This window comes from Jiangella anatolica (assembly GCF_003236295.1).
Taxonomy (GTDB): Bacteria; Actinomycetota; Actinomycetes; order Jiangellales; family Jiangellaceae; genus Jiangella; species Jiangella anatolica.
On the sequence record NZ_POTW01000038.1, the window covers coordinates 32645 to 54053 of the forward strand.

The 21409-nt window shown below is 71.3% G+C and carries 11 protein-coding genes; 1 reads left to right on the forward strand and 10 read right to left on the reverse strand.

Features of this window, described 5'->3' with window-relative positions; genetic code table 11:
* Positions 1-19: 19 nt before the first annotated feature.
* The 6 genes from C1I92_RS16700 to C1I92_RS16725 form a co-directional block, all read right to left on the reverse strand.
* Positions 20-5758: a ThuA domain-containing protein gene (locus C1I92_RS16700; protein ID WP_199521298.1), complete on the reverse strand. Its 5739-nt coding sequence runs from the start codon at positions 5756-5758 to the stop codon at positions 20-22.
* Positions 5759-5923: 165 nt separating this feature from the next.
* Entirely contained in the window at positions 5924-7117 is a 1194-nt protein-coding gene (locus C1I92_RS16705; protein ID WP_111255783.1) for a Gfo/Idh/MocA family protein, read from the reverse strand.
* Positions 7118-7213: 96 nt separating this feature from the next.
* On the reverse strand, positions 7214-8281 hold the full coding sequence (locus C1I92_RS16710; RefSeq protein ID WP_111255784.1) for a substrate-binding domain-containing protein: 1068 nt from the start codon (positions 8279-8281) through the stop codon (positions 7214-7216).
* Between the two features lie 84 nt (positions 8282-8365).
* Entirely contained in the window at positions 8366-9436 is a 1071-nt protein-coding gene (locus tag C1I92_RS16715; protein ID WP_199521299.1) for an ABC transporter permease, read from the reverse strand.
* Positions 9433-10917 carry a sugar ABC transporter ATP-binding protein gene (locus C1I92_RS16720; RefSeq protein WP_111255795.1) on the reverse strand — a complete coding sequence of 495 codons (1485 nt, stop codon included), beginning with the start codon at positions 10915-10917 and terminating at the stop codon, positions 9433-9435. The genes C1I92_RS16715 and C1I92_RS16720 overlap by 4 nt, the downstream gene beginning before the upstream one ends.
* 17 nt (positions 10918-10934) lie before the next feature.
* Positions 10935-12191, reverse strand: a complete 1257-nt coding sequence (locus C1I92_RS16725) for an ROK family transcriptional regulator (RefSeq protein WP_199521300.1) — start codon at positions 12189-12191, stop codon at positions 10935-10937.
* 419 nt (positions 12192-12610) lie between these two features.
* Between C1I92_RS16725 and C1I92_RS16730 the strand changes: the two genes are divergently transcribed.
* Positions 12611-12994, forward strand: a complete 384-nt coding sequence (locus C1I92_RS16730) for a VOC family protein (RefSeq protein WP_111255785.1) — start codon at positions 12611-12613, stop codon at positions 12992-12994.
* Positions 12995-13091: 97 nt separating this feature from the next.
* Here C1I92_RS16730 and C1I92_RS16735 read toward each other — a convergent pair whose 3' ends face one another.
* From C1I92_RS16735 to C1I92_RS16750, 4 genes are all read right to left on the reverse strand, one after another.
* Positions 13092-15203, reverse strand: a complete 2112-nt coding sequence (locus tag C1I92_RS16735; RefSeq protein WP_111255786.1) for a PQQ-dependent sugar dehydrogenase — start codon at positions 15201-15203, stop codon at positions 13092-13094.
* A 201-nt stretch (positions 15204-15404) separates the two neighbouring features.
* A complete protein-coding gene (locus C1I92_RS16740; RefSeq protein ID WP_111255787.1) occupies positions 15405-18731 on the reverse strand; it encodes a PQQ-dependent sugar dehydrogenase in 3327 nt (1108 codons plus the stop codon).
* A gap of 14 nt (positions 18732-18745) precedes the next feature.
* On the reverse strand, positions 18746-19693 hold the full coding sequence (locus C1I92_RS16745; RefSeq protein ID WP_111255788.1) for a sugar phosphate isomerase/epimerase family protein: 948 nt from the start codon (positions 19691-19693) through the stop codon (positions 18746-18748).
* A gap of 285 nt (positions 19694-19978) precedes the next feature.
* On the reverse strand, positions 19979-21172 hold the full coding sequence (locus tag C1I92_RS16750; RefSeq protein ID WP_111255789.1) for an ROK family transcriptional regulator: 1194 nt from the start codon (positions 21170-21172) through the stop codon (positions 19979-19981).
* Positions 21173-21409: the final 237 nt, after the last annotated feature.

Below are 21409 nucleotides of genomic sequence, written 5' to 3' on the forward strand. Positions count from 1 at the left end.
TCGTGGTGGGTGGTGACGGTTATTCGGTGGCGGGCAGCTCCTCGCCGTCGCCCCGCACCGGGTCGCCGTCGAGACGGCCCAGTCCGGTGAGTGCCTCGCCGCCGTTGGCGCGGACACCGGCGGACGCCTGACGCGGCGTGCCGCCGAGCCGCAGGATCATCGCGTCGGCGTCGCGCAGCAGGGTGTTCTTCGCCCCTGCGTCGGTGACCTTCGCGTTGACCGTGCTCTTGAACGACTCCAGCGCGATCACGGCCCGGTCCTCACGGCCCATGCCCTCCTGCCGGCGGGCGGTGGCCAGCGACCTCTGCAGGTCCTTGGCCACCTGCGAGGTGAGCTGCCCGGCCGTCTGGAACTGGGTGATCAGGCTCTCCATGTCCGAGAACGACGTGGTGGAGAAGAACACCAGCTCCTGGACGGTCTCGTTGCCGGCCGCGTCGGTGGCCGTGACCACCAGCTCGTGCAGGCCGAGCGGGATCGCGTGCAGCGCGATCGCGCCGCCGGACTGGATGGCCTGGCCGTCCAGCGTCCCGGTCGTGGTGACCGGGCCGTTGTCGGTGGCCGTCCAGCTGACGGTCAGGCTCTGGCTGTCGCCGTAGAGCTGGCCGTGCGCGACGCCCGTGACCGACAGCACCGGCGCGGACCCGTCGACGGTCACGGTGACCGCCTTCGTGTCCTCGACGTTGCCGGCGGCGTCGGTCGAGCGGTAGGCCAGCTCGTGCTCGCCGTCTCCGCTGACCGCGACGGGGCCGGTGTAGGCCGTCCAGGCGCCGCCGTCCAGCGACCACTCGGTGGCCGCGACGCCGGACGTGGCGTCGGCGGCCGCCAGCGTCACGGAGACCGGCGCACTGCCCGTCACCGTGGCGGTGGTGACCGGTGCGACGGCGTCCTTCTTGACCGCCGCCGGCACCGGGTCGGACACGTTGCCGGCCGCGTCGGTGCCGCGGAACGCCAGCGCGTGCTCGCCGTCGGCGTCGACCACCACCGCTCCGGTGTACGGCGTCCAGTCGCCGCCGCCGATGCGGTACTCCAGTGCGACCTCGCCGCCCTGGTCGTCGGTGCCCACCGCGGTGACGGAGACCGGGCCGGTCCACCAGCCGTTCTGGCCGGTCGGCGCGGCCGGGTCGAGCGTGACCGCGACCGTCGGCGGCGTCTCGTCGACGGTCTCGGTGACCACTCGGAAGTGGTCGAACGTGACCGTCTTGGGCGCCGCCTGGTTGGTGCCGATGGTGAACAGGCCGACCCGCGCGTTGCCGGACGACAGGACGCTGTTGGTCACCGGTTCCGCCAGGTCGGTCCAGGTCTGCCCGTCGGCGCTGTAGGCGCCGGTGTAGGTGTCGCCGGACCGGGTGATCCGCAGGTGCCACACGCCCTGGGTCAGGCCGGTGACCTGGGGTTGCGGGTCCTGGATGGCGGCGCCGACCTCGCTGCGCAGCTCGATGCGGCGGGCCAGCGCCTGGCCGGCCGGGTTGTCCATCACGACGTCGAACTTGATGTAGTTGTCGTCGTCGCCATAGACGATCAGCCCGCCCTGCTGGTACTGCTCGACCAGGGCCGACGCGTCGACCAGGGTCTCGATGCTCCACTCGTCGCCCTCGGGCGCCGGCTGCAGCATGAAGTTCCCCGGCGGCGGCGTGGTGTCGCCGGTGTAGATGTCGCCGTCGGCGGTGTCGATCTCCAACTTGCCGCCGGCGACCCGGTACGCCGCCGGGTCCGGCCGCAGCACGGTCCAGCGGCAGCCGTCCAGCACGTCGCCGTCGAACTCGTCGCTCGGCTCGGCCGGGGTGGCGGTGTCGTCGGGCGTGATGTGGAACGAGTCGAACCGGACCTCGGTGACCGGCTGGCCGGTGCCGGACAGCGCGAACAGGCCGATCTTCGGGTTCGTGATGCCGGCCAGGCTCTTCGTCTGCGGCATCTCGGTGAACGTCACGCCGTCGGCGCTGTACGCGGCACGCAGGTTCGTGCCGTCGCTGATGTAGCGCACCCAGACGGTGTCCGGGTAGGCGGCGCCGAGGTTGGCGGTGTTGCTCTCGCCCACCTCGTTGGGCGCGCCGTTCTCCTCGCGGATGAACTGGAAGATCCGCGCGGCCGGGTTGGTCGTGCCGGTGTCGCGGCCCTCCAGCACAATCTTGGCGTAGTTGTCGTCGTCGCCGTAGATGATCAGACCGGCCTGCTGGTAGGCCCGGTAGGCCTGCATGGTCAGCTTCGCGGTCGCGGTGAACGGCCCGTCCGGCAGGTCCTGCAGGACGATGTTCGGCGTGTTCGTGTTGTTGGTGCCGTAGATGTCGGTGCTCGTCGTCGGCAGCACCAGGGCGCCGTCGGCGACGACCAGGTCCTGGTTCTCCCGGATCACCGTCGTCCAGCGGTCCCGGTCCAGCGACGTGCCGTCGAACCCGTCGGACCGCCCGTTCAGGCAGACCGGCGGCTCCACGACGACCGGCTCGACCTCGATGGTGACGTGCTCGGTCGCCGCGGCGCCGCGCGCGTCGGTCACCGTGACCGTGGCGTCGTACGTGCCCGCCTCGGTGTAGGTGTGCGACGCCGTCGCGCCGGAGGCCGTGCCGCCGTCGCCGAAGACCCACGCGTAGGTGAGCGGGTCGTCGCCCTCGGGGTCGGTCGCGGTGGCCGTGAAGTCGACGTCCAGCGGGACGGTCCCGCTGGTGGGCGTCGCGGTGACCTCGACGTCGGGCCGCTGGTTGTCGGTGACGCCGCGGCCGTTGAAGTCGATCCAGTTGACGTTCAGCCCGCCGGAGACGTTGACGAAGTACAGCGGGCCGCTGTCGTCGGCCGTCTCGCCGCTGACCGTGCCGGTGAAGTCGCCGTAGGTCTGCCAGGCGCCGGTCGGGGTCACGTTGATCGTGGCCACCGTCGGCCCGTCCGGCGAGCCGGTGCGCACCTCGACCGTCGACGGGCCACTGGGTGTGGCCGCCCGCAGCGTGATGCTGTCGATGCCGGTGAGGTTCATCGGGTCCCAGGCCCACCAGTCGCCGGGCTCGATGAACCCGATGTTCTGGCCGCCGCCGAGGACGTCGCCGGTGGTCTCGCGCTGCACGCCCGGGTCACCACCCGACGTGGAGCCCTCCAGCCGGCCGGTCAGGTCGAAGTGCTCGGCCTCGCGCCGCTTCGGCTGCAGGACGAACACCTCCTGCCCGGTCAGCGGGCTGACGTTCGGCGCGCCGTTGTCGGTGTAGGTGAACGTGACGGTGCCGAAGATGTTCGCGCCGACGTGGCCCTCGTCGCCGGGCAGCGGGAACACGCCTTCGCAGCCGAAGTACTCGGCGTACTCGTGCGAGTGCTCATCGTGCCCGAGCGCCGGTTGGGTGACGATGCGCGGGCACTCGGCCTGGCCGTCCTCGGCGTCGGTGGCGCTCACCTCGTACCGGATCGTGTCGCCGAACTCGAAGAACCCGCCGTTCGGCGGCCACGCCACGTTGACGTCCGGCACGGTGTTGCCGGCCGCGATGTCGACGTTGGCGACGTCGGCCAGGCCGTCGGCGTCGGTGACGGTGAGCGCGACGGTGTAGTCGCCGGCCGTCGTGTAGGTGTACGACGCCTCCGGCTCGGTGGAGTCGGTGGTGCCGTCGCCGTCGAAGTCCCAGGCGTAGGTGATCGGGCCGCCCTCGGGGTCGATCGACGCGGAGCCGTCGAAGTCGACCGTGAGCGGGACCGGGCCGGACGTCGCGCTGGCGTCGATGCGCGCCACCGGCGCCCGGTCGCCCTGCACGTAGTCGATGCGGTAGACGCCGGAGTCGGCGTTGTTGCCGCCGAAGCCGCTGCCCCACTCGATCACGTACAACGCGCCGTCCGGGCCCCACTGCAGGGCGTGCGGCCGGGCGAACGGCCAGTCCGGGAGCACCGCGTTGATGTCGGTGACGTTCGAGCCGTCGGCGTTGAGCTGGAACGAGTACAGGTTGCCCTGGTTCCACTCACCGAAGATCGCCTTGCCGTCCCAGTACGCGGGCCACTTGCGGTCCGACACCAGGTCCGGGTCGTACCGGTAGACGCCGCCGGCCATCGGTGCGCCGCCGCCGCCGATCTCCGGGTACAGCGGGTTGGTGGAGTAGCCGTACCAGATCTCGGCCTGGATGGCGGCCGGCAGCTGGGTCAGGCCGGTGTTGTTCGGCGAGTTGTTCACCGGAGCGTCGCAGTTGAAGGCGGCGCCGGAGGCGTTGGTGGCGAAGTCGAAGTCGATGTACGGCGTGTTGTTGCCCACGCAGTACGGCCACCCGTAGAAGCCGGGCTGGTCGACGATGTTCCACTCCACCCGGCCGTCCGGGCCGCGGCTGGGGTTCGCGCTGCCCGCGTCCGGTCCGTAGTCGGCGACCATGAGCTTGTTGGTCGCCGGGTCCAGGCCGATGCGGAACGGGTTGCGGAAGCCCATCGCGTAGATCTCCGGCCGGGTCTGCGCGGTGCCCGGCGCGAACAGGTTCCCCGCGGGGATCGTGTAGCCGCCGCCGTCGGACGGGGTGATGCGCAGCACCTTGCCGCTGAGGCTGTTGGTGTTGGCCGCCGTGCGCTGGGCGTCCCAGAGCGCCCGGCCGGGCCGCTCGTCGATCGGCGTGTAGCCGCTGGACGCGAACGGGTTCGTGTTGTCGCCGGTCGTGAGGTACAGGTTGCCGTCGTTGTCGAACTCCAGCGCGCCGCCGGCGTGGCAGCACTCGACCCGGTTCGTCGGCAACTCGATGACGACGGACTCGCTGGCCAGGTCCAGCGTCTCGCCGGTCAGGGTGAACCTCGACACCCGGTCGATCGCCTGTCCGCCCGCCGGGGCGTAGGTCAGGTAGATCCAGCCGTTGGTCGTGAAGTCCGGATCCAGCGCGATGCCCGTCAGGCCGAACTCCTGGCCGGTGTACACGCTGAGCGTGCCGACCGTCGTGGCCGACCCGTCCGGCCGGACCAGCCGGACCGCGCCGTTGCGGTCGATGTAGAAGACCCGCCCGTCGTCGGCGACCGCCAGCTCCATCGGGTTGCTGGTGGTGTCGTCGAGCGTGACCTTCTCGAAGCTGTCCGGGAGGCTGGCCGAGCAGTCGGCCGGCGTGGCGCCGGCGGCGGTCTCGATGCCGCCGAGGAGCAGCTGCAGGAAGTTCGGGTCGGCGAAGGACTCCTGGGTGTGGCCGAGGCCGGTGTACCAGGAGCGGCCGCCGTCGAAGTTCTGACACCAGGTGATCGGGTGGTCCGCGCCCATCGCGCCGGTGCCCGGCGAGTACGACTTCTCGTCCAGCGACGTCAGCACGTGCACCGTGCCGCGCGGGTTCGTCTGGTAGTTGTACCACTCGTCGAACCGGGACCAGAGCGGGTCCAGGTGCTGCGTCGACGGGTGTGCCGGGTCCTCCACCTTGACCGTCGCGGTCTGGTTCTGCGGGTGGTTGGCGAAGTAGGCGCCGACGAGCTGGCCGTACCACGGCCAGCTGTACTCGGTGTCGGACGCGGAGTGGACGCCGGCGTAGCCGCCGCCGGCCTGGATGTAGCGCTCGAACGCGGCCTGCTGGTCGGCGTTGAGCACGTCACCGGTGGTCGAGAGCCAGACGACGGCGTCGTACTGGGCGAGGTTGGCGTCGGTGAACGCCGCGGCGTCCTCCGTCGCGGTCACGTCGAAGTCGTGCTCGGCGCCCAGCTGCTGGATCGCGGCGATGCCGGCCGGGATCGAGTCGTGCCGGAACCCCGCCGTCTTCGAGAACACCAGGACCGAGTAGCCGCCGTGGCCGGGGTGGGCCGCCGCCGGTGGCGCCATCGCGGCCACCGCGAGCGGCACCGTCGTCACGACGGCGACACCTGCAGCCAATAATCGCCGCGCCCATCGGCGGGCGCGTTGCGTGGGATGACTCACCACAGTCTCCTTCGACTGTCGGGAACGGATGATGCGCTCCGTGCCCCGGGGTCGCCCCCGGTGTGTACTACTACTCGGCCCTGCGGGTGTCCTCTGTGTTCAGGCGGGTGCGGGAACCTCCGTCCACGCGCTGCCGGCGGCGGCGCTGTCCTCGACCGCGGCGAGGATGCGCTGCACCGCCAGCCCGTCGGCGAACGACGGCTCCGGGTCGCGGCCCTCGCCGATCGCCGTCAGCAGGTCGACGGCCTGGTGGGTGAACGCGTGCTCGTACCCGAGCCCGTGTCCGGCGGGCCACCAGGCGCTGACGTAGGGGTGGCTGGGCTCGGTGACCAGCACCCGCTTGAAGCCGGCCAGCCGGGCGTCCTCGGTGTTGTCGAAGACGTTGAGGACGTTCATGTCCTCGAAGTCGAACGCCAGGCTGCCCTTCGAGCCGTTGATCTCGATCCGGATCGCGTTCTTGCGGCCGGTCGCGAATCGGGTCGCCTCGAACGAGGCCACCGCTCCCCCGGTGAACCGGGCGAGGAACAGCGCGGTGTCGTCGACGGTGACAGGACCCTTCTCGGCGTTGGCCGCTGCGGAGCCGGCCAGCCCGGTGAAGGAGTCCGGGATCGGGCGCTCCTTGACGAACGTCTCCAGGATCGCGCTGACCCCGGTGATGCGCTCGCCGGTGATGAACTGCGTCAGGTCGATGATGTGCGCGCCGATGTCGCCCAGCGCGCCGGAGCCGGCCCGCTCCTTCTGCAACCGCCACGACAGCGGCGTGTCCGGGTCGGCGATCCAGTCCTGCAGGTACTGCGCGCGGACGTGGTGCAGCTGCCCGAACCGGCCCTCGGCCACCAGCTGCCGGGCCAGCGAGATCGCCGGCACCCGGCGGTAGGTGAAGCCGACCAGGCTGCGCACCCCCGACTCCGCCGCCTTCTCCGCGGCCGCGACCATCGCCTCGGCCTCGGCGACCGTGTTGGCCAGCGGTTTCTCGCAGAGCACGTGCTTGCCGGCCTCGAGGGCCGCGATCGCGATCTCGGCGTGCGTGTCGCCGGGCGTGCACACGTCGACGAGTCCGACGTCGTCGCGTGCGACGAGCCGCCGCCAGTCCGTCTCGACGCTCTCCCACCCGAAGCGTCTGGCGACGTCGCGGGCCGCGTCGGCGTTCCGCCCGCCCAGTGCCCGCAGCACCGGGACGACCGGCACGTCGAAGAAGCTCGTCGCGTTCCGCCAGGCCTGGGAGTGGGCCGCCCCCATGAATGCGTAGCCCACCATCCCAACGCCGAGAGTCGGCGTGTCGTCAACCGTCATCTGTCGTGCCTTCCGTTGAATGCCCCCGTTGGTGACGGGCGAGACGGTGGCGGGGCCGGCGCCGGCCCCGCCACGCTCGTCCGTCCTAGGACGTGGTCAGGACTCGAAGCCCAGGTGCAGGTAGTCCTCGACGTTGTCGATGTTGACGACCGGCGCGTTGAGCACGATGCGCCGCGGCACCTCCACCTGGACCAGGTCCGACATGCCCTTGTTCTGCGCGATCAGCCGGGCCAGCCGGATGCCGTCCGCGGCCTGCGTCGGCGGGTAGAGGATGGTCGCCTCCATCTCGCCGTCCTGGATCCACTGCATCGCGTTGGCCGAGCCGGCGCCGCCGATGAAGAAGAACTCGTCGCGGCCGGCGTTGTCGAAGGCCTGCTTCACACCGACGCCCTGGTCGTCGTCGTGGTTCCAGATGATGTCGATCTCCGGCGCGGCCTGCAGCAGGTTCGCGGCCTGCTCCTCGCCGGACTCGACGGTGAACTCGGCGGCGACCCGGTTGTCGACGGTCTGCCCGCAGGCCTCGAGCGCCTCGGCGAAGCCCCGCGAGCGGTCCTGGGTCAGCGGCAGCGAGTCGATGCCGGCGATCTCGGCGATCACCGGGTCCTGGATGTCGTTGTCCTCGATCAGCTGGCACGCGTAGGTGCCGGCCGAGATGCCCATGCCGTGGTTGTCGCCGAGGATCGTGGCGCGGGCGGCGAACGGGCTGGAGAACTCGCGGTCGACGTTGATGACCGGGATGCCGGCCTCCATGGCGCGGATGGCCACCTCGGTGAGCTGAGCGCCGTCGGTGGGCAGCAGCACGATCGCGTCGACGCCCTCGTTGATGAACGTCTCGATCTGGCTGATCTGCAGGTTGGCGTCGTTGGTGCCCTCGGCGGTGCGCAGCTCGATGTCGTCGTAGCTCTCGGCCTCGGCGATGGCCGAGTCGTTGACGGCGGCCAGCCAGCCGTGGTCGGCCTCCGGCCCGGAGAAGCCGATGACGACGGTCTCGCCCGGCTCGTCGTTGCCGCTCCCACCGCCGTCGCCGCCGGTCTCCTCGGCCGCCGGCTGGTCCTCCTCCTCCGGCTCGTTGCTGGTGCAGCCCACCACGAAGGCCCCGGCCGCGAACACGGCGACCGTGGACGTCAGTAACCGGCGGTACGGCCGATTCGTGCGTACGGACATGGGTCTCTCCTCGTCTTTGATTCGGTCCCGGACTGCCCGTCCGGAGGGTGCGCTCTCTTGGGGGGTGGGTTCGGGAGGGGGACGCTAGGTCGAGTCGCTGCTGCGGACCGCGACCCGCTGCTGGAGCAGGACGGCGACCACGATGATCGCGCCCTTCGCGACCGCCTGGGTGGAGCTGTCGAGGTTGTTCAGCGTGAACACGTTCGTCAGCGTCTGGAAGATCAGCACGCCGAAGACGGTGCCGACGATGGTGCCGCGACCGCCGGTGAGCAGCGTCCCGCCGATGACGACGGCGGCGATCGCGTCCAGCTCGTACAGCTGGCCGTGCGTCCCGCTGCCGGTGCCGGTGCGGGCGGTCAGCATGATCCCGGCGATGCCGCAGGCCAGCCCCAGCACGACGTACAGCAGGACGGTGTGCCGCTTGACCGCGATGCCGGCCAGCCGGGCCGCCGTCGCGTTGCCGCCGACGGCGATGGTGCGCCGGCCGAACGTGGTGCGGTTGAGCAGCACCCAGCCGATGGCGGAGACGACGGCGAAGATCCAGATCAGCACCGAGATGCCGAGGAGTTCGCCGTTGATGGTGTCGACCAGCTCGCGGACGTCCACGAGCTGGGTGCGCTGCTCGGAGATGATCTCGGCCAGGCCGCGGGCGGCGGCGAACATCGCCAGCGTGGCGATGAACGGCGCCATGCGCCCGTACGCCACGAGGACGCCGTTGATCAGCCCGCAGCCGACGCCGACGGCGCAGGCGACGAACACCATGAGCAGCCAGTGGGTGTCCTCGGCCATGGTCTGGGTGGCCAGCGTGGTGGCCCATACCGACGAGAGCGCGACGATGGCGCCGACCGAGAGGTCGATGCCGCCGCCGATGATCACGAAGGTCATGCCGATGCTGACCACGCCGATGATGGAGGCGAACCGCAGGATCGTCACCATGTTGTCGGTGTCGACGAAGCGGTCGCCGGCGGTGATGGCGCCCACGGCGCACAGCACGAGCAGCGCGATGATGAGGCCGAGGTTCCGGCCGACCGGGCTGCTCATGAACCGGACGAAGCCGGACTGGGTCTCGCCCTCGGCCGCGGCGGCCGCCTCGATGCGGCGGTGCTCGTCGGCGGGCGGGGTGGCCGGCGGTGCGGCCGGAGTCTGCTCGCTCACGCTGCGCTCCCTTCCATGACCAGGTCGAGGACCCGGTGCTCGTCGATGTCGTCGGCCGGCCCGGTGTGCACGACGACCCCGTCCCGCAGGACCAGCACCCGGTCGGCCAGGCCGAGCACCTCGGGGACCTCACTGCTGACCAGGACGACGGCCACACCCTCGTCGGCGAGCCGGCGGACGAGCGCGTAGATCTCGCTGCGCGCCCCCACGTCGACTCCTCGGGTCGGCTCGTCCAGCAGCAGCACCCGGCAGTCCCGGAGCAGCCACCGGGCGAGGACGACCTTCTGCTGGTTGCCGCCGGACAGGGTGCGGACGGCGCGGTCGACGTCGGCGGGGCGGACGTCGAGCGCCTTGATGTGCTCGGTGGCGGCGCGCTTCTCGCCGCCGCGGTTGAGGAACCCGCCGCGGGCGAACCGTGACATCGACGCGATGCTGACGTTGCGGTAGATGGCCTCGTCGAGCAGCAGGCCCTGGCTCTTGCGCTCCTCCGGGCAGAGCCCGACGCCGGCGCCGACGGCGGCCCGGACGTGCCCGTTGCGCAGCGTCTTGCCGTCGACGGTGACGGTGCCGGTGGTCGCCCTGCGGGCGCCGTAGATGGTCTCCAGGATCTCCGAGCGGCCGGAGCCGACCAGCCCGGCCAGCCCGACGATCTCGCCGGCCCGGACGTCGAAGTCGACGCCGCTGAACGCCTTGCCGGAGGAGAGGTCGCGGACCGCGAGCACGACCGCCCCGTCACCGTCGCGGGACTGCCGCTGCGGGAACACGTACTCGATGTCGCGGCCGGTCATCCGGCGGGTGAGCTCGCGGGTCGGTGTGTCGCGGGCGGGCAGGCCGGTGGCGACGGTGCGGCCGTCCTTGAGGACGGTGACGCGGTCGCCGATCTGGCGGATCTCCTCCAGCCGGTGCGAGATGTAGACGACGGCGACACCGTCGGCCGTGAGGTCGCGGATGACCTTGAACAGCCGAGCGACCTCCTCCTGGTCGAGCACCGCCGACGGCTCGTCCATGACGATCAGCTTGACGTCGTGGGAGAGCGCCCGCGCCATGCTGACGATCTGCTGGCCGGCCGCCGACAGCGTGCCGACCTCGCGGCGCGGCGAGATCTCCGGGTGGCCGAGCCGGGCCAGCAGCGCCGCGGCCTGCTTCTGCGTGTCGCCGCGGTGGGCGAAGCCGGCAGTGGACAGCTCGTGGCCGAGGTAGATGTTCTCGGCGACGGAGAGGCCGTCGACGAGGTCGAGCTCCTGGTAGATGGTGGCGATGCCGTGTTTCATCGCCGCGAGCGGCGTGGTGAGCCGGATCTCCTCGCCCTGCCAGCGGATCTCGCCCTCGTCCGGCTGGTGCGCGCCGGCCAGCACCTTGATCAGCGTGGACTTGCCGGCGCCGTTCTGGCCGAGCAGGCAGTGCACCTCGCCGGCGCGGACCTCCAGGTCGACGCCGTCGAGGGCCCGGACGCCGGGGAAGACCTTGACGATGCCGGTCATCTGCAGCAGCGGGTCGCTCACGCCATACCTCCGGGAAGTGGGGTCGGGACGGTGGCTACGGCCACGGATGCGGGGTCGGTGAAGACGGCCTCCAGCGCCACGTGCGCGCCGCCGCGGCAGGCAGCGGTGAACCCGAGTGCGGACAGCTCGATCCGGCAGCCGCCACGGGCCGGCGCGACGACCCGCTTGTCCAGCTCGGTCTCCATGGCCGGCAGGAAGAACTCGCCGAGGGCGGCGAAGTAGCCGCCGAGCACGATCACCCGCGGGTTGAACAGGTTGACGAGGATGGCCACGCCCAGCCCGAGCGCGGTGCCGACCGCCTCGATGCCACGCAGCGTCCGCCCGTCGCCGAGCGCGGCCCGGCGGCGGATCTCGGCCAGCCGCACCTCCAGGTCGACCGACGGGTCGGTGACCGGGTCGTCCTTGTCGGCCACCTCGCGCAGCAGCGCCGCCAGACCGACCGAGGCCTCCCAGCAGCCGAGCTTGCCGCAGCCGCAGCGGTGCGCCGGGTCGCCGATCGGCATGTGCCCGATCTCGCCGCCGTAGCCCTCGGTGCCGCGCAGCAGCACGCCGTCGGAGATGACGCCGCCGCCGACGCCGGTCTCGCCGGTGACGTAGACGAGGTCGGCGGTGCCGGCCGAGGCGCCCATCGCGGACTCGGCCAGCGCGCTGAGGTTGGCGTCGTTCTCGACCCGGATGGCCGTGACCGGGCCGGGCAGCCGCGCGACCAACTCGTCGGCGATGCGTACCTCGCGCCAGCCGATGTTCGGCGCGTGCCGCAGCACGCCGGGCGCGGTCTCGACCATGCCCGGGATGCCGACGGTGATGCCGGCGATGTCGTGCCCTGTGGCCGCGGCGTCGTCGGCGGCGGCCGCGATGGCGACGGCCAGCTCGTCCAGCGTCTTCTCCACGCCCAGTCGCGGCACGTCCAGCGGGGTGCGCACGTAGCGCACCTCCTCGCCGCGCAGGTCCAGCACGAGGACGGCGACGTAGTCGACGTTGACCTCGGCGCCCAGGCCGCAGACCCGCCCGTCGATCTCGACCGTCTGGCCGGGCCGGCCCACCCCGCCGCCGCGTTCGACGTCGCCGTCGCGGACCAGGCCCAGCTCGGCCAGCTCGGCGACCAGGCTGGAGACGGTGGCCTTGTTCAGTCCGGTGTCGGCGGCGATGCGGGCCCGCGAGCGCGGCCCGTGGTCGCGCAGGTCGCGCAGCACCATCGCGAGGTTGTGCCGGCGCAGGAACACCTGATCGGCGGGCGCGGACGTGTCCGTCATCAGTGCCCCCTCTCCCGGCGTGACCTGCATCACGAGTGTTCGTCGGATGGGACAACAAACTAGGAAGGGCAGCCACTCAAGGTCAAGAGTTACGAACGAGTTTCTTCCGGTGACCAGCCGATGACCTACCGGCGACGACGGCGCCGGACAGGGCCGCCGCGACCGCCGGACGATCCGGCCCATACCAGGCGTTATGCACGCTGAGCTGCGGGTTGACGGCTCCCGGCCGGTCGCGGCACGAAGCCGGCGAGCGCTTGCCCCGTCGAGGTCACGGTTCGGCAACATCCGGCGCCGGTCCGGCGGAACGACAGCAGCGAATCCACGTTTCACGCACGCATATGTCGAACTTCCGACTTTCACTGGACAAAGTGGCGAACCGTTTCAAGCCCGCTACGGCGCGCCGCGTACGATCGCCGGCCATGCATCGCAGCCGCCTCTCCACCCTGCTCATCGACGTGCCGGCCGACCAGGCCGGGCAGAGCGTGGCGTTCTGGACCGCCGCGCTCGGCACCACCAGCCAGAGTTCGCCCGGCGAGCCGCAGTTCCACAGCCTGACCGGCGCCGTGCCGGGTCTCGTGACCGCCGTCCAGTCCCTGGAGGACGGGCCGTCCCGCTACCACGTGGACATCGAGACCGACGACGTCCCGGCCGAGGTGGCCCGGCTCACGCGGCTCGGCGCCGTCGAGATCGGCAGCTGGCAGGGCTGTCACACGCTGCGCGTCCCCGGCGGGCACCTGCTGTGCGTCATCCCGCTGCACAGCGACCCGGCCGAGTTCGCCGCTGCCGCCCGCAGCTGGGAGTGACCGGACGCGCCGGCGGGTCTCGACGCGGTGCTGGACAAGTCGCGGCCGGGCTCCCGCCCCGTGGACGGGAACCCGGCCGCGAGACCGGATCAGGACGTCAGCCCGCCGGGGTCAGCACCACCTCCGCGCTGTCGCTCAGCACCGGCACGCCCTCGGCGGGCGCGTCGGTGTACGTCACGTTGAAGACGCCGGTCAGGTTGTCGCCCGGGTCGTGACCGCCCGGCAGCGTGGTCAGCAGCGTGCCGCTGCAGCCCAGCGCCGTCGTCTGCGGGTGGCCGTGCTCGTCGTGGCCGAGGATGTAGGTGACCCGCACCCGCGAGCAGTCCACCGGCTGGTCGTCGATGACCTGGATCTCGTAGGCGACCTGGTCGCCGAAGTTGAACGTGTCGCCCGTCTGCGGCGTCACGAACTCGACCTGCGGCGTGAGGTTGCCGACGATGATGTCGACCTCAGCCGACGCCGACTTGTGGCGGTGCTTGCCGCCCACGTCGGTGACCTTGAGCGTCGCGTGGTACAGGCCGTTCTCCTCGTAGGTGAACGACGGGTTGCGCACCCGCGAGTCGATCGTCCCGTCGCCGTCGAAGTCCCACTCGTAGCGCAGCCGGTCGCCGTCCTCGTCGACCGTGCCGGCGCTGGAGAACTGCACCGTCATCGGCGCGTGCCCCTCGGTGACGTCGGCGGTCACCTTCGGCGTGGGCGTGTGGTTGCCGCCGACGCCGATGTAGTCGATCCGGGACAGCTGCGCGTCGGGGTTCTCGGCGAAGAAGCCGTCGCCGTACTCCAGGACGTAGAGCGCGCCGTCCGGGCCGAACTCCATGTCCATCGGGTTGTCGACGACGATGGACGGCACGACGTCCTCGATCGCCGCGACCTCGCCGTCGTCGAGGTGGATGCCCTTGATCCAGTCGCGGGTCCACTCGTAGAGCAGCGGGATGCCGTCGTAGTGCGCCGGCCAGGCGATCGGCGCGCGGCCACGGGTGGTCCTCGGGTCGAAGTCGTAGGCCGGGCCGCCCATCGGGCCGATGCCGCCGGTGCCCAGCTCGGGGAACTCCTCCGACAGGCCGTAGCTGTACCAGATGTCCGGCTGCGCCACCGGCGGCAGCTGGGTCAGGCCGGTGTTGTGCGGCGACTCGTTGACCGGCGCCGCGCAGTCGAACGGCTCGCCGGACACGCCCGTGGCGAAGTCGTAGTCGATGTAGGGCAGCTCCGCCGTGGCGCAGTACGGCCAGCCGTAGTTCGCCGGCTCGCGGATGACCGTCCACTTGCCCTGGCCGGCCGGGCCGCGGGCCGGGTCGGCGGCGCCGGCGTCGGGCGAGTAGTCGCCGACGTAGACCTCGCCGGTCTCCGGCTGCACCTCGATCCGGAACGGGTTGCGCAGGCCCATCGCGTAGATCTCCGGCCGCGTCCCCTCGGTGCCCGGCTCGAACAGGTTGCCGTCGGGGATGGTGTACGACCCGTCCTCCTGGACGGTGATGCGCAGGATCTTGCCGCGCAGGTCGTTCGTGTTGGCCGCGGTGCGCTGGGCGTCGAAGGCGGGGTTGCGGGTGGGCCGCTCGTCGATCGGCGCGAACCCGTCGGACTCGAACGGGTTGGTGTCGTCGCCGGTGCCCAGGTACAGGTTGCCGGCGTCGTCGAAGGCGATGTCGCCGCCGACGTGGCAGCAGATGCCGCGGTCGACCGGGACGTCCATGATCTGCTGCTCGGTGGTCAGGTCGATCTGGTCGCCGACGAGCTCGAACCGGGCCAGCGTGATGTGGCCCTCGAACGGCTCCCAGTCCGCCGGGGTGCCCTCGAACAGAGCGTCGCCCTCGTTGACGGTGGGGGTGTCGGGGTCGTCGAGCGGTGTGTCCAGCGGCGGCGAGTAGTACAGGTAGATCCAGTTGTTGCTCTTCCCGAAGCCGGGATCGATGGCGATGCTCTGCAGGCCCTCCTCGTCGTGCTCGTAGACGTCGAGCTCCGCGGCCAGCGTGTTCAGCCGCGTGTCGGGGTCGTGCAGCCACACCTCACCGGCGCGGGTGGTGTGCAGGACCCGGCCGTCCGGCAGGACCGCGAGGTCCATCGGCTCGCCGGGTGTGTCGTTCAGCGTGACCTTCTGGAACGCCGAATCCGGCGGCGCTGCCTCCGGCGCACCGGATGCCGCGAGGCCGGGTGCCGCGACGAACGTGGACGCGACGAGCGCCCCGGCCGCCATCACTACGGCTTTGCGCATGCTGCCCTCCGATCAGTTTCGGAAGGCCTCAGATAAACGTCCTGTTTCCACCATGTCAAGGCGTTTGAAACTGTTTCGTAGAGAACTGTGCAAACTTGTCGCCCAAGTGACGAAAGTGGCTGTTGCACGGCCCTGGCCTGGGCAGAGTGAGGCGCCGGTGGGCCGGCTCGCGGCCCGGCCCACCGGCGTTCACCTGCGCCGTCAGGCGCTCAACTGCGCTGTCACCACCTCCCCGTGGTGGGTCAGCACGGTCCGCGCGGCGGCGTCGGTGACGAACGACGCGCTTCTGGCCGTGGTCAGGAACTGCGCCAGCGACCGGACGGCGCTGTCGTTACGGCCCGCGGCGGCCTGCCGGATCGCGGTGTCGAGATGCAGCCGCAGCCGGCTCTCCCCGGCGGCCGTGAAGGCGCCCGCGGTGTCGTAGTGGTCGACGATCGCGGCCAGGTCGGCCAGCGACGTGGTGACGGTGAAGGTGGCCGACGCGCTCCCCTGCCGGCCGGCGTTGTCGGTCGCCGTCGCGGCGATCGTGTGGTCGCCGACGGTCAGCGTCCACAGCGGCACCGTCGCGCCGGAGGCCAGCGGCGCGCCGTCCAGCGTCCCCGTCACCGAGGCGAGTCCGGAGACCGCGTCGGCGCCGGCGAACGACGGCGTGAGCGTGCCGCTCGCGGCGTAGCTGCCGCCGTTGTCGACGCCTGAGATCGACGCGACCGGCGGGGTCTTGTCGATCTTCACCGTGACCGAGCCGGCGGACGACACGTTGCCGCCGTTGTCGGTGGCGCGGTAGTGCACCGTCGTGCTGCCCTCGGCCGTGATGGTCAGCGGGTTGTTCGCATTGACCCAGGTCACGCCGCCGTCGGTGGACCGCTGCCGGCTGGCCACGGTGCCGTTGTCGGTGGCGTTGACGGTGAGCGTGACGTCGCCGGTGTACCAGCCATTGCTGCCGGTCGGCGCCGCCGGGTTGAGCGTGTGGCTCACCTCCGGCGGGGTCACGTCGGCCACGCCGTCGCCGACGAAGCGCACGTCGTCCAGCTCGAACCCGCTGGTCGACGTCAGGTACAGCCGGCCCGAGCCCTGCGGCAGGTTCGTCAGCGCCTGCTCCACCTCGAACCAGCCGGTCCGGTTGCGGAACGAGAGCTGCGCGAACGGCGGCGCCTTCGGGTCGTTCCAGCGCAGGTGCAGCGTGCCCCGCCCCCAGGCGCGGGCGACGACGCTGTCGATGTTGACCAGGTTGACCGGGTCGAACGCGATCCAGTCGCCGGCGTCGAACGACGTGACCTTGCGCAGGCCGTTCGCCGCGGGGTCGTCGGTGATCTCCACACCGTTGCTCGCGTCGAACCACTCCGCCTGCTGCGTCTTCGGGTTCAGCAGCAGCGACGCCTCGCCGCGGGCCGGCGGGACGCCCAGGTGGCCGTTGTCGGTGTAGCCGACCACCAGCGCGCCGTAGATGTTCTCGGTCTCGCCGTGCTCGGGCGCGTCGGCCGGCGTCGGCACGCCGAACCGGCAGCCGGTGCCGGAGCTGAGCGGGTGCGCGTGCTCGTCGTGCCCCAGCCCGAACGCCCAGGTGGCGCGCGTGCAGACCGGCGTGTTGCCGTCCTCGGGGTCGCTGACGGAGACGTTCACCGGCACCGCCTGGCCCCAGTCGAAGAAGCCGCCGGTCGGGGTGTCCAGCGTGACCGTGGGGGCCATGTTGCCCACCGTGATCTGCGTCGACCGGACGCCGAACTTGCCGGACGGGTCGGTGACCCGCAGCGCCGCGTTGTACTGGCCCAGCTCGGTGTACGTGTGCGAGGCCGTGGCGCCGGTCGCGTCGAACGCGCCGTCGCCGTCGAAGTCCCACTCGTACGTGAGCGCCGCGCCCTCCGGGTCCGACGACGCGCCCGCGTCGAAGGTCACCGTGAGCGGAGCACTGCTGCTGGAGATCGGGGTGGCGGTGAACCGGGCCTGCGGCGACTTGTTGCCCTCGGCCCAGTCGACCCGGTACAGGCCGGCGTCGGGGTTCTGCCGGAAGAAGCCGTCACCGTACTCCAGCACGTAGAGCGAGCCGTCCGGGCCGAACTCCATGTCCATGACGTTGTCCCAGATCGGCTGGGCGGCGTGGTTGAGGTGGGCGTTGGGCAGGAAGTCGGTGATGCCCGTGACCGGGCCGTTCGTGGCCAGGTCCAGCGAGAACACCGCGACGTAGTCCTGGGAGAACTCGGCGAAGAACGGGTGGCCGTCCCAGAACGCGGGGAACTTCGACGGCGACGGGTTGTCCGCGTCGTAGCGGTAGACCGGTCCACCCATCGGGCCCTGGCCGCCGCCGCCGAGGTCGGTCAGCTCCGGCCACGGCTGGTGGGTGGCGTTGTCGCCGTAGTACAGGTGCGGCGCGGTGGCCGGCGGGACGACGTCGAGGCCGGTGTTCCAGCGCGAGTTGTTCTGCGCGCCCGCCTCGCAGTCGAACCACGCGCCCGGCGTCGCCGTCGCGTAGTTCCACTCGTTGTAGTTGGCGTTCGGGCCATGGCAGTACGGCCAGCCGCCGTTGAGCGGCTGCTGCGTGGCCTGCCACTCGACGTAGCCCATCGGGCCGCGGTCGGGGTTCGGCGCGCCGGCGTCGGGCCCGTAGTCGCCCCAGACCAGCGCGCCGGTCTGGACGTCGTAGTCGATGCGGAACGGGTTGCGCACGCCCATCACGTAGATCTCCGGGCGGGTCTGCGCGGTGCCGGGCGGGAACAGGTTGCCCTCGGGGATCGTGTACGACCCGTCGTCCTGGACGTGGATGCGCAGGATCTTGCCGCGCAGGTCGTTCGTGTTGCCCGCGCCGCGACGCGCGTCGAAGCCCGGGTTCATGCCCGGCGCGTCGTTGTTGGGCGCCATGCCGTTCGCGCCCGGCGTGCCGGCCGGCGTGTTGTCGCCGGTCGACAGGTACAGGTTGCCGTCGGCGTCCCAGGCCATGTCACCGGCGACGTGGCAGCACTGGCCGCGCTGCGTCTCGATCTTGATGATCTTCTGCTCGGTCGAGAGGTCCAGCGAGTCCGTGGCCTCGTCCCACTTGAACCGGGACAGCAGGTTGTAGCCCTTCCAGCGGTCCCAGTAGGACTCGGTCTCGCCGGCCGGCAGCGAGTTCGGCGCGTTGCCCGTCGGCGTCGTCTGCGGGTACGGCGCCTCCATCACCCGCGGCGCGTACAGCAGGTAGACCCACTGGTTGGTCGCGAAGTCCGGGTCGAGCGCGATCGTCTGCAGCCCGTCCTCGGAGTTGGCGTAGACGTCGAGCGTGTTGATCACCCGGGTGATGCCGGTCGACGGGTCGGTCAGCCGGACGTCGCCGTTGCGGGCGGTGTGCAGGACCCGGCTGTCGGGCAGGATCGCGAGGTCGATCGGCTCGCCGGTGTTCTTGCTGAGCAGGATCTTCTCGTAGTTGTCCCAGTCCAGGGCCGGGTCGTCGGCGCCGGGCTCGTGGTCGGGATGCGCGCCGGCCGGCGCTGTCGCCGTCAGGGCGGCGGCGAGAAGGGCGGCCAGCAGGGCGATGAGGATGCTGCGGATGCGGCGCATGGGGTGTCCTCTCGTCAGCCGCGCAGGCCGTGGATGGCGTCGAAGCTGCGCTCGGCGGCGCCCAGCGCGCCACCGGCGTCCGGCGACGTGTTCGGGGCGTTGTCCTGCTCGTAGAGCGAGTAGTGCCGGCCGCGGGAGCCGATGGTGCTGTAGAACCGCTGGAAGTCGATGTTCCCGGCGCCGAACTCGACGATGTCGTAGCCGTTGGCGGCGGCCGAGCGGCGGCCGTCCTTGGCGTGGAACAGCGGGTAGCGCAGCCGGTTGGCGACCACGTAGTCGATCGGGTCGAAGCCGGGCGCGATGTGCTGGCCGACGTAGGCCCAGTAGATGTCCATCTCGAGGAAGACCAGCTTCGGATCGGTCTCCGCGAGCAGGACATCGTAGAGGCGGACGCTCGGGTCGTCGGCGGCCATGCGGAACTCGTTCTGGTGGTTGTGCTGGTACCACCGCAGCCCGCGGGCCTGTGCTGCCGCGCCGAACGCGTTGAACTCCGCGGCCGCGGCCTGGTAGCCGGCCACCGTCCGGTTGGCCGCAGTCACGGGCTCGTTGGCCGTGCCGACGAACGGCAGACCGAGGATCTCCGCGCGGTCGAGCTCCAGCTCGAGGTTGGTGCGGAACGCGTTCAGGCCGACGTGGCTGCCGATGCCGGTCAGCCCGTTGTCGTCGAGCAGCTGCTTGATCTGCGGGACGGTGATGCCCGGCTCGGCCGGCGAGCTGTAGCCGGCGAACTCGACGTTCTGGTAGCCGATGCGGGCCAGTTCCTCGAAGACGACCCGGAAGCCCAGCGTGGAGACCAGGTTGCGGATCGTGAACAGCTGGATGCCGATCTTGCCGGGCGGCACCAGCATGCCCTTGGCGGCGGTCGCGGCGGACGGCGCGGCCAGCCCGGCCGCGGTCACCGCCATCGTCGTGCCGGCCACGGCGCCGAGGAAGCGCCGTCTGTTGATCTCGGGACGTGCCATCTCGTTCTCCTCATTGAGCCGATCGCCCGCGGGGGTGGCCGGGGATCGGGGACGGGATGTGCAGGCGCGCGCCGAGCGTGGCCCCCCTCCTCCCAGGCACGTGCCCGTGCGAACGCGCGAAGAAACGGCCCGAAACAGCCGTTGATCACGCAAACTAGACGTCCGCGTAATCTCCGGTCAACAGTTCACGGCGCACTTTCGCAACTTGACGCGGGAAGTAACGCGGCTCTCAGCGAATCTCTGGGCGGCCCACCGAGGTGCGCCTCGGGGCCACCCAGGCGCGCCTCAGGGCGCGGCGAAGATCGCGTCGCTGATCAGCGCCGCGGCGCCGACCACCCCGGCGTCGTCGCCCATCTCGCTGAGCACGACCGGGAGGTTGCCGGTGGCCAGCGGCAGCGAGCGCCGGTAGACGACGCCGCGGATCTCCGCCAGCAGCGGGTGCCCGAGCCGGGCGACCCGGCCGCCGATGACGATCAGGCCGGGGTTGAAGAACGAGACGAGGCTGGCCAGCACCCAGCCGACTCGGTGCCCGCCGTCGCGGATCATCTGGACGGTGTACGGGTCGCCCATCGCGACCGCCTGTGCGACGTCGGCGCCGGTCAGCTCGCCCTTATCGGTGAGGATCGAGGCCAGCGCCGGCGACCGGCCGCCTCTCGCCGCCGCGAGCGCGTCGCGGGCCAGCGCGGAGCCGCCGAAGAACGCCTCGAGGCAGCCGGTGTTACCGCAAGCGCACGTCGGGCCGAACTCCTCGACCCGGATGTGCCCGATGTCCCCCGCGCACCCGTCGACGCCCCGGTACAGCTGCCCGTCGACGACGATGCCGCAGCCGATGCCCGTCCCGATCTTCACGAAGAGGAAGTCGCGCGCGTTCTTGGCGACGCCGGAGTGCTGCTCGCCCAGCGCCATCACGTTGACGTCGTTGTCGAGCAGCACCGGGCAGCCCAGCTCGCGCGCGAGCGCGTCGCGGACCGGGTAGCCGTCCCAGCCGGGCATGATCGGCGGCGAGACCGGCATGCCGCCGTGGAAGTCCACCGGCCCCGGCACGCCGACGCCCACACCGGCCGGGCGGCTGACGCCATGCTCGGCGAGGACCTTGTGGGTGAGCTCGAGCGCGCGGGCCAGCACCGGCTCGGGCCCCAGGCGCACGTCCATGTCGACCGAGCGCTGCCCCAGCACCGTCAGCCGCCCGTCGGTCAACGCGACGGACACGGTGGTGGCGCCGATCGCGACCCCCACGAACCGCACGTCCGACGACAGGTCCACGAGCGTCGATCGGCGGCCGCCCCTGCTGGCCGCCGGGCCGGCGCCCTCGGCCAGGCCGAGCTCGGTCAACCGGCCGACCTCGCTGGCCATCGTGGTGCGCGAGACACCGAGGCGATCGGCGAGCTCCACCCGCGAAAGCGGCCCCTCGTCGCGCAGCAGCTTCAGGACTTTCGCCTGGGTCGCCGTCTCCGGACGGCCGGCGAGCGTGTGCGCCATGCGGTAATCGTGCCACACTTTCGCCGCCCCACCGCGAAAGTGTCTCTCATCGTGAGCCGGATCGTCTCATCCGCGCGCGCCCATGATCATCAACCATTTGCGTCGTCATAGAGCCTGTTGCTCTTTGTGGTTGTAGCTGACCGGTGTGGTTCGGGTTGGTGGTTCTTGGGTTGTCGGCTTGTCGGGGTCCGGTGCTGGTGGGCTGGTCAGGCGGTGGCGATCTGGGCGGTGGTGATG